The sequence below is a fragment of the Bradyrhizobium murdochi genome (genome assembly GCF_000472965.1).
In the GTDB taxonomy this organism is placed as follows: Bacteria; Pseudomonadota; Alphaproteobacteria; order Rhizobiales; family Xanthobacteraceae; genus Bradyrhizobium; species Bradyrhizobium murdochi.
On the sequence record NZ_AXAU01000003.1, the window covers coordinates 232,367 to 247,763 of the forward strand.

Consider the following 15,397-nt stretch of genomic DNA (forward strand, 5'->3'; position numbering starts at 1 on the left):
TTCACCACTGGACGCATTCACACTGATTTCGCTCATCATCGAGATGGGCGCGGTGCCAAGCACGGCCGGCGAGTCAGCGAAAATCCCGTGACACGGATTTTTCGCATCGCAAGAAGTCGTCGCGCCGACGCAAAAGGACGCAGCCCGAAACGAATTGTCAGATTGAGCGTGACGCTACGTCGGACGCATGTCACTATTCCCCGATAATCAAATGCCGCGCACGTCGGACGAAGTGCGGCTGCCAAGGGAGAGACAATAGCGTCGGCGTGGGCGCGTGAGTTCCTTTTGGCCCAACCGTCCGTTGGCGTCGCATGGGACAACAGATTGTCCATCGCCTGCTGATTTCGTTCCCCGCTCTGCTCGGGGTTCTCTTCCTCTGCTTTTGCCTGCTGCAGGTCGTTCCGGCAGATCCCGCGATGATCATTGCCGGGCCCGATGCGAAGGCTGAGACCATCGCCGCGATCCGTCAGGAACTCGGTCTCGACAGATCGATCCCCATTCAGTTCTTCGAATACATCCTGCGTGTGCTGCGCGGCGATCTCGGCCGCTCCATCATTTCCAACCGAATGGTGAGCGAAGAACTGGCGATGACGATCGGGCCGACGATCGAGCTGATGCTCGGTGCGATGCTGATCGCAGTGCCGGCCGGCCTCGGGCTCGGGACGCTGGCGGCAGTCCATCGCGGCCGCCTCACCGATCGCATCATCATGGCCTGCTCGGTCGCCGGCGTGTCGATGCCGGTGTTCTTCATCGGCCTGATCCTGATCCAGTTCGTTGGGTTCAAATGGGGGCTGTTGCCCTTCACCGGCCGCACCGGCCCGGTATGGGACGGCGGATTGCCGAGCCTGATCCTGCCCGCTCTGACGCTCGGCGCGGTGCTGATCGGCCCGATCGCGCGGCTGACGCGCACCGCCGTGCTCGAAGTGCTCGGCGCCGATTTCGTCCGCACGGCGCGCGCCAAGGGATTGCGTGAGCGGGTGGTGATCATTCATCACGCGCTGCGCAACGCCATGATCCCCGTCGTCACCCTGATCGGGCTGCAAGCGGCGTTCCTGCTCGGCGGCGCCGTCGTCACGGAAACCATGTTCTCATGGCCCGGCGTCGGCCGGCTTGCCGTCGGCGCCATCGTCTCCAGCGATTTTCCGACGGCGCAGGGCGCGATCATGATCCTCGCCATCGCCTTCCTGACGATCAACCTCTTGGTCGATGTGCTCTACGTCTATCTCGATCCCAGGGTGCAACGCAGATGAGCGTCGAGGCTCTCGAACAAGGCTTTGTCCAGGAGCGCGAAGCCGGCGCATTCGCCCGCGCCGGGGTGTTGCGCCGGCTGGCGCGCGACCGGGTCGCTGCACTCGCCGGGCTGGCGCTCGCGGCTATCGTGCTGGCGGCGCTGTTTGCGCCCTGGATCGCGCCCTACGATCCCTACTTCACCGATCTCACTAAGGTGATGCTGCCTCCCGACGCCGCGCACTGGTTCGGCACCGACAATACCGGGCGCGACATTTTCAGCCGAGTCCTTTACGGCACGCGCAACACGCTGATGCTCGGGCTGGTCGGCGTGATCGTCGGCGGCTTCATCGGCGGCGTTCTCGGCATCCTCGCCGCCTACTACCGGCGGCTGGACGGCTGGATCATGCGGCTGGTCGACGTGATGCTTGCCTTTCCTGCGATCCTGATCGGGCTTGCGGTGGCGGCGATCTTCGGCGCCGGGCTGACCGCCGTGGTGATCGCGCTCGTGGTTGCCACGGTACCCGATGTCGCCCGCGTTGCACGCGGCGCGGCGATCGGCGTGATGGGCCAGGAATTCATGGAGGCCGGCCGCGCCGTCGGCGTCTCCGACGGTGAATTGATCTGGCGCTATCTGACGCTGAACTGCATTTCGACGATCTTCGTGTTCCTGACGCTGCGCTTCGGCCAGATCATCCTGATCGGCGCCGCGCTCGGCTTCCTCGGCATGGGCGCGCAGCCGCCGACCGCCGAGCTCGGCATGATGGCAGCGCAGGGCCGCGACTTCCTGTTCATGGCGCCGCATATCGCGACGATCCCGAGCTGTGCCATCTTCGTGATCGTGCTGGCCGCCAACCTTCTGGGCGACGCATTCCGCGACGTCCTCGATCCGAGGCTGCAGACATGATCAGGTTCGCACTGGGAATGTCCTTGGCACTATGCGTCACGGGCCCGGCGGCGGCCCAGACTCTCCAACTCATGAAAGGGATCGACGCGCCGCATTACGATGCGCAGCGCACAACCTGGGGGCCGACGTCTGATATCGTCAACATGTTCCAGGACACGCTGGTCGCGCTCGACTGGGATGGCCGCACGCCGATTCCCTATCTCGCCAAGTCATGGACGATCAGCGAGGACGGCAGGACCTATACGTTCAAGCTGCGCGACGACGTATCGTTCTGCAGTGGCAAGAAATTCATCGCCGACGACGTCGTCTACAGCTTCAAGCGGCTAAAGGATCCTGCGATCAAGGCGCCCTATGCCTGGCGCGCCGGCAACATCAAGGAGTTGCGTGCGCCAGATCCTTACACGGTCGAATACGAGCTCGAGGAGCCCTACTCCGAACTGCTGCTGCAGCTCACCATGTTCACCAACGTCATCCACAACAAGGAGAGCGTGGAGGCGCTGGGCAAGGATTATGGCATCAAGGGTGCCGACGGCACCGGTCCATGGTGTTTCGAGAGCTGGCAGCCGCGCACCGAGATCGTGCTAAAGCGCCACGATGCCTACCGATGGGGCCCGTCGATGTACAAGAACAAGGGGCCGGTGAAGTTCGAGAAGCTCAGCGTCAAGATCATGCCCGAGGAATCCAGCCGCGTGGCGGCGATGATGGCCGGGCAGTTCGACATGACTCATCAGTTCCCGCCGCAGTTCATCGCGCAGGCCAAGGCGGCGCCGATGCTGACCGTCGCCGAGGCCAAGCCGAACTTCCAGTTGCTCTATTTCGGCTTCAAGACGACGCGGCCGATGGTATCAGACAAGCGCGTGCGCGAAGCCATGAGCATCGCCATCAACCGCGGCGAGATCGCCAAAGGCGTCTTGCTTGGCAACGCCGATCCAGCCTTCACCATCGTCGATTCCGACGCGCTCGATCACGACCCCGCCACCAAGGGGATCGTGAAGGAGGATATCGAGCGTGCAAAAGCCCTGCTCGATGAAGCCGGCTGGAAGATCGGCAGCGACGGCGTTCGCGAAAAGGACGGCATCAAGCTGCAGCCCAAGGTCTACTACACCCAGGCCGGCAACACGCCGCGGGTAGCCGAGGCGATCCAGGGCTATCTGCGCCGCATCGGCGTGCAGTGGCAACTTCAGCCCTGGGACTCCACGATCGCCTCCGCCAAGATGGCCGAGCAGGACTACGAAATCTGGTCGGTGACGGTGCCGTATCTGTCGGCCGGCGACCTCATGAACATCTACTTCGATTCCAGGAACATTCCGACGCCCAACCGGATGAACTGGAAGGACGCCGAAACCGATGAATGGCTGAAGCAGGGACGCTCGGCGCTGACGGAAGCCGACCGCGCCAAATATTACGCGAAGGTCCAGCAGAAGGTGATGCGGGAGCACCTCTGGATGCCCGTGCTCAACATAAACATGAACCAGGTGGCCAGCAAGAAGATATCAGACGCGAGGCCGCACATGATCTACCAGAACACTTTCTACAAAGGCTTGGACGTGTCGCGCCAGAAGTAACGAGGGAGAGAACACGATGCGCAGCATTTTGACGGGCGTTGCCGCGCTGCTCGGGGCAGCCGGAATATGCGGGAGTGCCGAGGCGCAGACCTTGCGAATGATGAAATCGCTGGACGCGCCGCATTATGACGGCCAGCGCACGACGTGGTCTCCCACATCTGACATCGTCAACATGATCCAGGATACGCTGGTTGCGCTCGACTGGGACGGCAAGACGACGATCCCCTACCTCGCGAAATCGTGGACGATCAGCGAGGACGGCAGAACCTACGTCTTCAAGCTGCGCGACGACGTGACGTTCTGCAGCGGCAAGAAGTTCACCGCCGCAGACGTTGTCTACACGTTCAAGCGATTGAAGGATCCGGAAACCAAAGCGCCCTACGCCTGGCGCGCCGGCGACATCAAGGAAGTGCGCGCGCCCGATCCCTATACTGTCGAATATGAGCTCAACGAGCCCTACTCCGAGCTGTTGCTGCAGCTCACCATGTACACCAATGCAATCCACAATCAGGAGAGCGTAGAGACGCTCGGCAAGGATTACGGCATCAAGGGAATCGACGGCACCGGTCCCTGGTGCTTCGAGAGCTGGCAGCCGCGCACGGAAATCGTGCTGAAGCGCCACGACGCCTACAAATGGGGCCCGTCGATGTACCAGAACAAGGGCCCGGTGAAGTTCGAGAAACTCAGCATCAAGATCGTGCCAGAGGATTCCAGCCGTGTTGCCGCCATGCTGGGCGGGCAGTTCGACGTCACGCACCAGCTTCCGGTGGCGTTCATTCACCAAGTCAAGGCCGCACCCAACCTGACCGTCCAGGAAGTCCAGCCCAACTTCCAGCTCATGTATTACGGCTACAAGATCACGCGGCCGATGGTATCAGACAAGCGCGTGCGCGAGGCGATGAACATCGCCATCAACCGCGCCGACATCGTCAAGGGCGTCATGCTGGGCAATGCCGAACCGGCATTCACCTTCGTCGACCCCAAGGCGCTGGACTTCGCCGAGAAAACCAAGGGCGTTATCAAGGAAGATGTGGAGCGGGCAAAGAAGCTGCTCGACGAGGCCGGCTGGAAGGTCGGCGCCGACGGCATCCGCGAGAAGGACGGCATGAAGCTGGCGCCCCGGGTGCTGTTCACGCAGGTCGCCTATTTCCCGCGCGTCTCCGAAGCCATTCAAGGCTACATGCGCAAGATCGGCGTCGATTGGAAGATCGTCGGCTTCGACTCCACGATCGCGCCCGCCGAGATGGGCAAGCAGGATTATGAACTGTGGACCGTGACGGTGCCTTACCTGTCGGCCGGCGAGTTGATGAACATCTATTTCAACTCGAAGAACGTCCCCACTCCCAATCGCATGAACTGGAAGGACGCCGAGACCGACGAGTGGCTGCGCGCCGGCCGCGCCGCGTTGACCGAAACCGAGCGTGCGCTCAACTACGCCCGTGTGCAGGAGAAGGTGATGGGCGAGCATCTATGGATGCCGGTGATGAACATTGCGATGTACACCACCAGCTCGAAGAAGATGAAGGGCGTCAGGCCGCACATGCTCTACCAGAACACTTTTTATAAGGGACTGGATTACTCCTTCTGATGGATACGCTCCTCGAGGTTCGCGGCCTGAAAACCCACTTCGCGACGGACCGCGGGCTGTTCCGCGCCGTCGACGGCATCAGCTTCAGCGTTCCGCGCGGACGCACCATCGGCCTTGTCGGCGAGTCCGGCTGCGGCAAGAGCGTGACCTCGCTTTCGGTGATGGGCCTGGTGCCGAGTCCGCCGGGCAAGGTCGAGGCCGAGGCGGTGCTGTTCGGCAATCGCGACGTGCTGAAGCTCACGGCCGACGAGCGGCGCAGGCTGCGCGGCGGCAAGATGTCGATGATCTTTCAGGAGCCGATGACCTCGCTCAATCCGGTCCACACCGTGGGCCAGCAGATCGTCGAGGCGATCCTCGCCCACACCGCGATGTCGCCGCGCGCGGCGCGCGCACGCGCGATCGAGATGCTCGAGCTGGTGCGGATTCCGTCAGCGGCGCAACGCATCGACGACTTTCCGCACAACATGTCGGGCGGCATGCGGCAGCGCGTCATGATCGCGATGGCGCTCTCCTGCGAGCCGGCGCTATTGATCGCCGACGAGCCGACCACGGCGCTCGACGTCACCATCCAGGCGCAGATTCTTGACCTGTTGAGCGACCTGCAGCGGCGGCTTGGCATGGCGATCCTGATCATCACCCACGATCTCGGCGTCATCGCTGAGGTCGCCGACCAGGTGCTGGTGATGTATGCCGGGCGAATCGTCGAGAGCGCCGATGTGAATGACCTGTTCGCCGACCCGCAGCATCCTTACACCATCGGCCTGCTCGGCTCCATCCCGCGCATCGATATCGACCGCAAGCGGCTCGCCACCATCGAGGGCACGGTGCCCAGCCCCAACAACCAGCCGGCGGGCTGTCGCTTTGCGCCGCGCTGTCCGTTTGCGGACCGGCGCTGCCGGCTTGATCCGCCACCGCTGCGCGACATCGCGCCCGGTCACCAGGTCGCGTGCTGGAAAGCCCCGGTCGAGGTGACATCATGAGCGACGCCCCCGTTTTGCAGGTCGACGGTCTGGTCAAGCATTTTGCGGTCACCCGCGGGCTGATCCGCCGCAAGACCATTGGGCTCGTGCGCGCCGTCGAAGATGTCAGCTTCGAGATCGCCCGCGGCGAGACGCTCGCGCTGGTCGGCGAATCCGGCTGCGGCAAGTCGACCACCGGACGGCTGATCCTGCGTTTGATGGACCCGACCGCCGGCTCGGTACGCTTCAAGGGCAAGGAAATCGCCGATCTCGACAAGAATGCGCTGCGCCGGATGCGGCGGCATATGCAGATCATTTTCCAGGATCCCTATGCCTCGCTCAATCCGCGCATGACCGTCGGCGAAATCCTGGCCGAGCCGCTGCGCGTTCACGAAATCGGCGATGACGCATCGCGCGAGGCACGCGGCCGTGAGCTGCTGGACATCGTCGGCCTGCTGCCCGAACATGCCAGCCGCTATCCGCACCAGTTCTCGGGCGGGCAACGCCAGCGCATCGGTATCGCCCGCGCACTCGCCGCCAATCCCGATTTGATCGTCTGCGATGAGCCGGTATCGGCGTTGGACGTCTCGATCCAGGCGCAGATCGTCAACCTCCTGCAGAATCTGCAGCAGCGTTTTGGCCTCTCCTATCTGTTCATCGCCCATGATCTTGCCGTGGTGAAGCACATCAGCGACCGCGTCGCCGTGATGTATTTGGGCAAGCTGGTCGAGATATCAGACAAGAAGTCGCTCTACGACCGGCCGTTGCACCCGTATACCCAGGCGCTGCTCGCGGCGATCCCGAAACCTGATCCTGCCTTGCGCACCAAGCGCGTAATGCTGCAGGGCGACGTGCCAAGCCCGTTCAAGCCGCCGACCGGCTGCCGCTTCCACACCCGCTGCCCGCATGCGCAGGCGCGCTGTTCGGCCGAGGAGCCGGAGCTGCGCGAGGCGGCACCCGGCCATCGCGTGGCCTGTCATTTTTTCGAGACGCTGCCCGCCCCGACCATCCTCGCGCGCGCCGGCCTTGCGAACGGCAAATTCGCCGCGCGGTTGGCGGCCTTCGAGGCGGCGAAGACGGCACGGACATCGGCCTGAGCCAGAGCGGTGTAAGGGCCCAGACACAAAATTGCGAAAACAACCCTATGCAAAGTAGAATGGGGCCCTACTCGCAGCACTTCCCGCCCTAAAGTATGATGAAAATAGATTTGATTGCGACCACGAAGAAGGTGCGCTCCCTCTCCCGCTTGCGGGAGAGGGAAGGCACGTCTGCGGCTAAACCAAAGATCATCCCACCCTAGCCGGCGTGTTCAACGGCGCGGATAGCACCGCGCAACTCGGCTAGGCCGCGCAGCCGGCCGATGGCGGTGTAGCCAGGATTGGTGCGCTTGGTCGCGGCGAGATCGTCGAGCATGCGGTGGCCGTGATCGGGCCGGAACACGATTTGATTGTTCGACGAGCGCGTTCGGTTCTCCGCCAACAAAGCCTTCAACACCGCGATCATATCGACGTCGCCATCGAGATGATCGGATTCGAAGAACGACAGGCCGTCCGCTTCCCGCTTGGTCGCCCGTAGATGGGCAAAGCCGATCCGCGGGGCGAAGCGCTTGGCCATCGCTGGCAGATCGTTCTCCGCACGCACGCCGAGCGAGCCGGTGCAGAAGCAGATGCCGTTGGCTTTTGATGGCACCGCGTCGAACAGCGCCTGATAATCCTCCGCCGATGAGGCGATGCGCGGCAGGCCAAACAGCGGGCGCGGCGGATCGTCCGGATGCAGCGTCAGCGTGACGCCGAGCTGCTCCGCCACCGGCGCGACGCGCGCGAGAAATTCGCTTAAGTGCTGACGCAGCACTTTGGAATCAATGCCGCGGTATTGCTGCAGGCGGTCGCGGAATTGCGGAATGGTCAGGGGATCGGTGGTGGATCCCGGCAGTGCGCTGGCAATGTTGGTGATGAGGACGTCGATATCGGCCTGCGTCATCGCTTCATAGACCTGCCTGGCGCGGCGCTGCGCAGCCTCGGAATATTCCGCAGGCGCTTCCGGCCGCTGCAGGATGTGCAGGTCGAACGCTGCGAACCGGTCCTGGTCGAAGCGCATCGCCTTGGCACCGTTCGGCAGTTCCCATTCGAGATCGGTGCGGCACCAGTCCACGACGGGCATGAAATTGTAGCAGATGATCTTGATACCGGCGGCGGCGACCGCCTCCATGCTCGCGATCCACGTCTCGATCGAGCGCGTCGCGCCGCCCCCCAATCGCTTGACATCGTCCGGCACCGGGATCGATTCCACTACCGACCAGGCCAGCGGCGAGCGGCCCGGTTGCGAGTTCTCGATCAGGTTCTTCCGCTCCTCGACGGCCGAGCGCGTCCAGGCCTCGCCGATCGGAACCTGATGCAGCGCCGTTACCACGTCGGTCGCGCCGGCCTGGCGGATATCGTCGAGCGATACGGGATCGTTGGGTCCGTACCACCGCCATCCCTGCAGCATCATGCGGAAGCTCCTGAAATGAGAACGGCCATCAAGCGGTCAGCACGACCTTGACGCTTTGCGAACGGTCGAGCGCGAGCCGCACCGCATCGGGCGCGACCACGAGCGGGCGTTGCGCCGTCACCAGCGAAAGCACGTCGACGCTGCCGTCGGCGATCAGTTCGACCGCTGTGAAGAATTCCGTCCCGAAGCGGAACGAGCCGCGAAGGTCGATCTCCTTGGCCATCACCGCGTTCGCCGGCACCGAAATCTGCCCGCCCGGCAGGTTGCCGACCTGAACCACGACGCCGCCGCGCCTGACCGCACCGATCGCGCTGGCCAAGCCCGCCGCGGTGCCCGAGACTTCGAACGCTACATCGAACGGCTGCGCTGCAGCCTGCGCCTTCAGCGCCTCTTCGCCGCCGGAGATATCGACGACATGGTTGGCGCCTAATCTCGTCGCGAACGCCAGCGGCGCCGCCGCAATGTCAACAACCGTTGTCTCCGCAATCCCTGCGCGCTGCGCCGCCAGCATGGTTAACAGACCGATCGGGCCGGCGCCGAACAGCACGGCGCGCTTGCCGGTCACGTCTCCGGCGCGGGCGACCGCATGCAGGCAGACCGCGAGCGGCTCGGCGAGCGCCGCCGCCTGATAGGTCACGTGGTCCGGAATCTTCACGCATTGCGCTGGGATGGCGTCGAAGTAGGACGCAAAGCCGCCCTGCATATGCGGGGTCTTCGAGGCCGATCCCATGAAGAAGATGTTTTCGCAGAGATTGGGCCGGCCTTCGCGGCACGGCTTGCAATGGCCGCACCAGCGCGACGGGTTGACGGCAACGCGATCGCCGACTTTTACGTCCGGCGCAGAACCTGCGATCTCGACCACCTCACCCGCAATCTCATGGCCGAGCACTAGCGGCGAGGTCACGACAAAATCGCCGGTGCGGGCATGACGGTAATAATGCATGTCCGAGCCGCAAATGCCGCCGGCGCCGAAACGAATGCGCACCATGCCAGAGGGAAGCGGATCGAGCGGCCGCTCGATCATGCGGAGATCTTCCGGGCCGAACAGCGTTGCAGCCAAAGCCATCGATGTCATTTTGAGAGTCCCATGTATTTAGGCAGCCAGAGCGTCAGCTCCGGGATGTAGGTGATGGCGACGAGCGCCAACAGGAGCGGCACCAGCCAAGGCAGGATCGCCATGGTGGTGCGCTCGACGGATAGTTTCGCCACGCGGGCCAGCACGAACAGCACCATGCCGAGCGGCGGGTGCAACAGACCGATCATCAGGTTCAGCGTCATGATCAGGCCGAAATGAATGGGGTCGATGCCAAGCTTGAGCACGATCGGCAAAAGGATCGGCACCAGAATGGTGATGGCGGCGATGGTGTCGATGAAGCAGCCGACGAACAGGATCAGGATGTTCGCCAACAGCAGGAACACCCATTTGTTCTGGGTGATGCCGAGCATCGCATCCGTCAGCGTCTGCGCCGCCTGCGACACCGTGAGCAGCCAGGCAAAGATCGAGGCCGCGGTGACGATGAACAGCACTGATGCCGTGGTCTCGATGGTGTCGAACGTCGCCTTGGCAACGGTCTGCAGCGTCATCGAGCGGTAACGCACGAGTCCGAGGAACAGCGACCAGATCACGGCGGCAACCGCGGCTTCGGTCGGCGTGAACCAGCCGAGCGTCATGCCGCCGATCAGGATCACCGGCGCCATCAGCGCCATCACGGCGGAGAAATCGAAATACCAGTCGAGCGCCAGCAGCGCCACGAGACCGATTCCGACCGCCATGTTCACCGAGAGCCCGGCGACGACCAGCAACCAAACGACCACCGGGAACGCCAGCACGATCAGGATTTCGATCGCGGCCGAGCCGAGTTGCGGCCAGGAGAACGGCGTATCGCTGCCCCAGCCGTTCTTGTGGGCGAAATAGGCCACGGTTGCCATCATGGCCAGCGTCATGAACACGCCCGGAATCACACCGCCCAGAAACAGCGCGCCGATCGAAACGTTCGCCATCATGCCGTAGATCACGAACGGCAGCGACGGCGGAATGATCGGGCCGAGCGTGGCGGACGCCGCGGTGACGCCGACGGCGAACTCGGTCGAGTAGCCGTGGTCCTTCATTGCCTTGATCTCGATGGTGCCGAGCCCCGCGGCGTCCGCAATCGCGGTGCCGGACATGCCGGAAAAGATCACGGAGCCGACGATATTGACGTGGCCGAGGCCGCCACGCATCCAACCCACCAGCGCGACCGCGAATTTGTAGATGCGCCCCGTCACGCCCGCGATGTTCATGAGATTGCCGGCCAGAATGAAGAACGGCACGGCGAGCAGCGGAAAGCTTTCGACACCGGCAATCATGCGCTGCGCCAGCGTGACATCCGGCGTGATGCCGGTGACGAGAATATAGACCAGCGACGACACCGCCATCGAAAGCGCGACCGGCAGGCCGACCAGCATCAGCAGCAGAAATCCCCCGAGCAGCAGCAGCATGTCGTCAGCCTTCCGTTCCGTCGAATGCGCCGGGGCGCTCCAGGATGGAGTAACCGCGCCGCCAGTTCTCGACCGCGATCTGGATCGAGCGCGCGAACATCAGCACGAAGCCGAGCAGCACGGCGTAATAGACAAAACCCTTCTGAAACTCGATCGTGGTCATCCGCTCATCGTCGATGATCTGGATGAACTGCCAGACCAGCTTGATCGCATAGCCGAAGAACGCGATCCGGATCAGGTCGATGACCGTCGAGAGAACGCGCGCCGGCAGATGCGGCAGATAGCGAAACAGCAGATCGACCTGGATGTGCCGCGACAGCCGCACGCACATCGCCGAGCCGATAAAGACCACGCCGATCAGGCAATAAGTCGCGATCTCCTCGGTCCAGGCGTAGCTGTCGTTGAGGACATAGCGGGTGAAGAACTGCAGGAAGACCGACAGCGCCATGATCCAGAAGATCACCAGCGCGAGCCAGTCCTCCGGCGCGTATCCGCTGAGATCGGCCCCCTTGGGGACTTCGTCCTCGAAGGTATGGGCGATCTCGTCCGCCGTGATCTGCTTGTGAACTTCAGCCGCCGACATTCGCTTATTCCTCAACTGGCGTCGCGTGATTGGCTCACGTCATTCCGGGGCGGCTCGGAGAGCCGAACTATGGTGCGCAATTGCGCACCTGAGAATCTCGAGATTCCGGGTCGATGCTGGCGCGCATCGCCCGGAATGACGACTGCGTCGTCACTTCACCGCCTGGATGCGTTCCCAATCGGCCTTGCGATAGTTGAAGCTTTCGAAGCTCACATTCTTCATCACGGTGTCGCGGAACTCATCCTTGTTGACCTCAGTGACCGTCAGCCCCTTCTGCTTGAAGAAGTCGACAAGCTTGGCTTCGTTGGCCTTGATCTCGCCGGTAGCCTTCGCCGCAGCTTCCTGGGCGACCTCGGTGAAGATCTTGCGGTCTTCTTCCGACAGCTTCTTCCAGAGCGCGCCAGCGACGACGGTGTTGAGATGGTCGACGATGTGACCGGTCAGCACGATGTGCTTCTGCACCTCGTAGAACTTCTTGGCTTCGATGGTGGTAAGCGGATTTTCCTGGGCCTCCACGGTGCCGTTCTGCAGCGCGAGATAGACTTCCGCAAAGGCAATCGGCGCGGTGTTGGCGCCGCAGGCGCGCGGCATCGCGAGATAGGCCGGAACGTCAGGCACGCGAATCTTGAGGCCCTTCATGTCTGCGCAGGTCTTGATCGGCTTGTTCGAGGAAGTTTGGCGCACGCCGTAATAGGTCACGGCCACGATGCGATGACCGGTCTTGTCCTCGTAGCCCTTCGCGAGCTCCTTGAAGACGTCGCTCTTGGTATAGGCCAGGAGATGATCGGCATCGCGGAAGGTGTAGGGATAATAGGTCACGCCGATTGGCGCGAAGCTCCTCGCGGCGAAGCTCGAGCCGGAAATGATCATGTCGACGGAGCCTAGCGCAAGCCCCTGGTTGATGTCGGTCTCCTTGCCGAGCTGCGAAGCCGGATAGACGTCGATCTGGTAGCGCCCGTTGGTCCGCTTGTTGATCTCGCCCGCGGCCCAGACGGACGCGGTGTGGAACGGCTCAGACGTTTCGTAAACATGGGCCCATTTCAGTTTGGTCTGTGCCAGGCCCGATGTGGTCGCGGCCAGCAGCGCCGCAGCAGACGCCGCGAATGCAATCGTCAATTTCTTCAACACGTGAATTTCCTCCGTCGTTACAATTTGCTTTTGGTACCCAACCGGACCGACATCCTCGCCGAACCGTTCGAATTCTCGTCGTTCAGCCGCTGCTTGCGCGGATGCGTGAGGCGGACGAAGCTTCCGCTCCGAAATTTTGCGCAAAGCGGGCCTGCGAACGCGCTAAGTGCTCGCGCATCGCCACGCGGGCGGCATCGGAATCGTGCGCGGCGATGGCATCGCGGATCGCGCGGTGCTCGGCCAGCGCAGCATTCCAGGATTCCGGATTTTCGAAATAATGCGCGAGCTTGGCGAAATACGGATTGAGCCGCTGGTCGAACAGCTCGCCGACCACGCGGACAAGGACGGCGTTGTCGAGGCATCCGGCGACCGCGACATGAAACGCGCGGTCATGGATCATCGAGGCTTCGCCGGGATGCTGCACGGTGGCCATCGCCTCCAGCGAAGCGTCGATGCGCGCGATATCTTCGGCTGTCGCCACCCGCGCCGCCTGTTCGGCGATGGCGCCTTCGAGGAATTCGCGGGCGCGCAAGAGTTCGAATGGACCTTCGATCTCGGCCGCCAAGGGCAAAGGCGGTGCGAGCGCCGCCGGCTCACTGACATATATTCCGGAGCCGACGCGAATCCGAACCCTGCCCTCGACTTCCAGAGCAATCAGCGCTTCGCGCACCGTCGGCCGCGACACTTTCAACTGTTCGGCAAGATCGCGTTCGGTCGGAAGCCGGCTGCCCACACGGTACTCGCCGCTGTCGATCAAGGCGCGAAGCTGATCGGCAACCTGGCGATAAAGACGTCGTGCTTCCACGGCTTCGAGCGGCACGCTCGGCTCTCCCTGACGATCCCCCGAAGTGAATCGAATTTTTCTTGCTTGGTCAGGACAAGGCCAATAAATCGGACATTGGCCATTGGCCTTACCAATTGACCAAAGGTTGATAGATCGAGCCTTCCATGTCAAGCGACACGGCGAAAATCCCGGGTTTCAGCCCGAAAGACGGCAATTTCCGCCTTTCGAACGCCAACCTTCCTCGGCTTCCCGGCCAGATCCGGCAACCGGCATATGACCGCTCGCTGATCTCGCCAGGCATCGTTCATCTCGGAATTGGCGCGTTCCACCGGGCCCACCAGGCGGTGGTGATCGACGACCTCCTGACAGGCGGCGCTACGGATTGGGGAATCATCGGGGCCAGCTTGCGCAGCCCGGCGACACGCGATGCCCTCGCCTCGCAGGACAGCCTTTACACGCTGGCCGTTCGTTCCGGCGCGGGTACCGATCACCGCATTATCGGCTCGGTTCTCGCTGTCGACGTCGCCGCCGAGAAACCCGACCAGTTGATCACGCGCCTGGCCAACCCGGCCACGCGTATCGTCTCGCTGACGATCACCGAGAAGGGCTATTGCCATACGCCGCAGACCGGCGATCTGGACGAGCGTCATCCCGATATCGTTCACGACCTGCAGAATCCGGGCACGCCGCGTTCGGCCATCGGATACCTGGTGGCCGCGCTCGCACGCAGGCGCATCGCGGGCGATGCCCCCTTCACTGTTCTTTCCTGTGACAATCTCTCCGCCAATGGCCAAACAGTCGAACGGATCGTGACGCAGTTCGCCGCCTTGCGATCGCGCAATCTCGCCAAATGGATTGAAGCCGAGGTGGCCTTCCCTTCGACCATGGTGGACCGGATCGTGCCGGAGACCACGGACCTCGACCGGGCGGAGATTTCTTCAGCGCTCGGCATGATCGACGCATGGCCCATTATCACAGAACCGTTCACGCAATGGATCGTTGAAGACCGCTTTCCGGCCGGACGGCCGGACTTTGCGGCTGCGGGCGTGCAACTGGTTTCGGATGTAACGCCGTTCGAACATATGAAGCTGCGGCTGCTCAACGCCAGCCACTCGGCGCTCGCCTATCTCGGATATCTCGCAGGCTTTGAGACCATCGCCGCAACCATGACCGACCATCGCTTTGTGGCGTTTGCCCGACAGGTGATGCAAGACGCCGCGCCGACGCTGGCGATGCCTGAAGGCACTGATCTGGCGGCCTATAGCGCATCACTGCTGCAGCGCTTCTCCAATTCGGCCCTGCACCATCGCACCTGGCAGATTGCGATGGACGGATCGCAGAAGCTGCCGCAACGGCTGCTCGCGACCATGCAGGACCGGCTGCGGCTGGGGCTTCCGATCGATACGCACGCGCTCGCGGTGGCCGGCTGGATGCGTTACGTCACCGGCACCGATGAGCGAGGCCGCGCCATCGACGTGCGCGATCCCCTTGCGCGAGAGTTGGCTGATATCGCCGAGCGTTCCGGTCCGGTCGCAGAGCGGCTTGCTCCCGCGCTGCTGGAGGTCAGCTCCATCTTCGGCTCGCTCGGTAATGATCCTCGCATGCGCGGCGCCGTCATCGAGGCGCTCACCAAACTTTACGCACTCGGTGCACGTCAGGCCGTACAGACATTTCAAGCGGCATGATTG

At 62.9% G+C, this 15,397-nt stretch carries 13 protein-coding genes; 7 read left to right on the top strand and 6 right to left on the bottom strand.

Annotated elements, in window-relative coordinates; translation table 11 throughout:
• The first annotated feature begins 311 nt into the window (after nt 1-311).
• The 6 genes from YUO_RS0111850 (at nt 312) to YUO_RS0111875 (ending at nt 7,343) form a co-directional block, all read left to right on the top strand.
• Entirely contained in the window at nt 312-1,250 is a 939-nt protein-coding gene (locus tag YUO_RS0111850) for an ABC transporter permease (RefSeq protein WP_028347451.1), read from the top strand.
• Nucleotides 1,247-2,134 carry an ABC transporter permease gene (locus YUO_RS0111855; RefSeq protein ID WP_028347452.1) on the top strand — a complete coding sequence of 296 codons (888 nt, stop codon included), beginning with the start codon at nt 1,247-1,249 and terminating at the stop codon, nt 2,132-2,134. The genes YUO_RS0111850 and YUO_RS0111855 overlap by 4 nt, the downstream gene beginning before the upstream one ends.
• A 71-nt stretch (nt 2,135-2,205) precedes the next feature.
• The gene (locus tag YUO_RS0111860) at nt 2,206-3,699 is read left to right on the top strand and encodes an ABC transporter substrate-binding protein (protein WP_198028025.1); all 1,494 of its coding nucleotides are present in this window, start codon (nt 2,206-2,208) and stop codon (nt 3,697-3,699) included.
• A gap of 16 nt (nt 3,700-3,715) precedes the next feature.
• Nucleotides 3,716-5,287 (top strand): ABC transporter substrate-binding protein, encoded by a 1,572-nt coding sequence (locus YUO_RS0111865; protein ID WP_028347454.1) that lies wholly within the window; start codon nt 3,716-3,718, stop codon nt 5,285-5,287.
• Nucleotides 5,287-6,267, top strand: a complete 981-nt coding sequence (locus tag YUO_RS0111870) for an ABC transporter ATP-binding protein (protein ID WP_198028026.1) — start codon at nt 5,287-5,289, stop codon at nt 6,265-6,267. Before YUO_RS0111865 ends, YUO_RS0111870 begins: the two co-directional genes overlap by 1 nt.
• The gene (locus YUO_RS0111875; protein ID WP_035726596.1) at nt 6,264-7,343 is read left to right on the top strand and encodes an ABC transporter ATP-binding protein; all 1,080 of its coding nucleotides are present in this window, start codon (nt 6,264-6,266) and stop codon (nt 7,341-7,343) included. Before YUO_RS0111870 ends, YUO_RS0111875 begins: the two co-directional genes overlap by 4 nt.
• A gap of 199 nt (nt 7,344-7,542) precedes the next feature.
• Here YUO_RS0111875 and uxuA read toward each other — a convergent pair whose 3' ends face one another.
• The 6 genes from uxuA to YUO_RS40515 all read right to left on the bottom strand — a co-directional run bounded on the left by uxuA (nt 7,543) and on the right by YUO_RS40515 (nt 13,745).
• The gene (gene uxuA / locus YUO_RS0111885) at nt 7,543-8,736 is read right to left on the bottom strand and encodes a mannonate dehydratase (RefSeq protein ID WP_083754560.1); all 1,194 of its coding nucleotides are present in this window, start codon (nt 8,734-8,736) and stop codon (nt 7,543-7,545) included.
• Nucleotides 8,737-8,764: 28 nt separating this feature from the next.
• Nucleotides 8,765-9,811, bottom strand: coding sequence for an L-idonate 5-dehydrogenase (locus YUO_RS0111890; protein WP_028347457.1), 1,047 nt, complete (start codon nt 9,809-9,811; stop codon nt 8,765-8,767).
• The gene (locus YUO_RS0111895; RefSeq protein WP_028347458.1) at nt 9,808-11,214 is read right to left on the bottom strand and encodes a TRAP transporter large permease; all 1,407 of its coding nucleotides are present in this window, start codon (nt 11,212-11,214) and stop codon (nt 9,808-9,810) included. The genes YUO_RS0111890 and YUO_RS0111895 overlap by 4 nt, the downstream gene beginning before the upstream one ends.
• A gap of 4 nt (nt 11,215-11,218) precedes the next feature.
• Nucleotides 11,219-11,797 carry a TRAP transporter small permease gene (locus YUO_RS0111900; RefSeq protein ID WP_028347459.1) on the bottom strand — a complete coding sequence of 193 codons (579 nt, stop codon included), beginning with the start codon at nt 11,795-11,797 and terminating at the stop codon, nt 11,219-11,221.
• A 150-nt stretch (nt 11,798-11,947) separates the two neighbouring features.
• Entirely contained in the window at nt 11,948-12,925 is a 978-nt protein-coding gene (locus YUO_RS0111905) for a sialic acid TRAP transporter substrate-binding protein SiaP (protein WP_028347460.1), read from the bottom strand.
• A gap of 82 nt (nt 12,926-13,007) precedes the next feature.
• Nucleotides 13,008-13,745, bottom strand: coding sequence for a FadR/GntR family transcriptional regulator (locus YUO_RS40515; protein ID WP_035726598.1), 738 nt, complete (start codon nt 13,743-13,745; stop codon nt 13,008-13,010).
• Between the two features lie 128 nt (nt 13,746-13,873).
• Between YUO_RS40515 and YUO_RS0111915 the strand changes: the two genes are divergently transcribed.
• The gene (locus tag YUO_RS0111915; protein WP_051379386.1) at nt 13,874-15,394 is read left to right on the top strand and encodes a mannitol dehydrogenase family protein; all 1,521 of its coding nucleotides are present in this window, start codon (nt 13,874-13,876) and stop codon (nt 15,392-15,394) included.
• Nucleotides 15,395-15,397 lie beyond the last annotated feature (3 nt).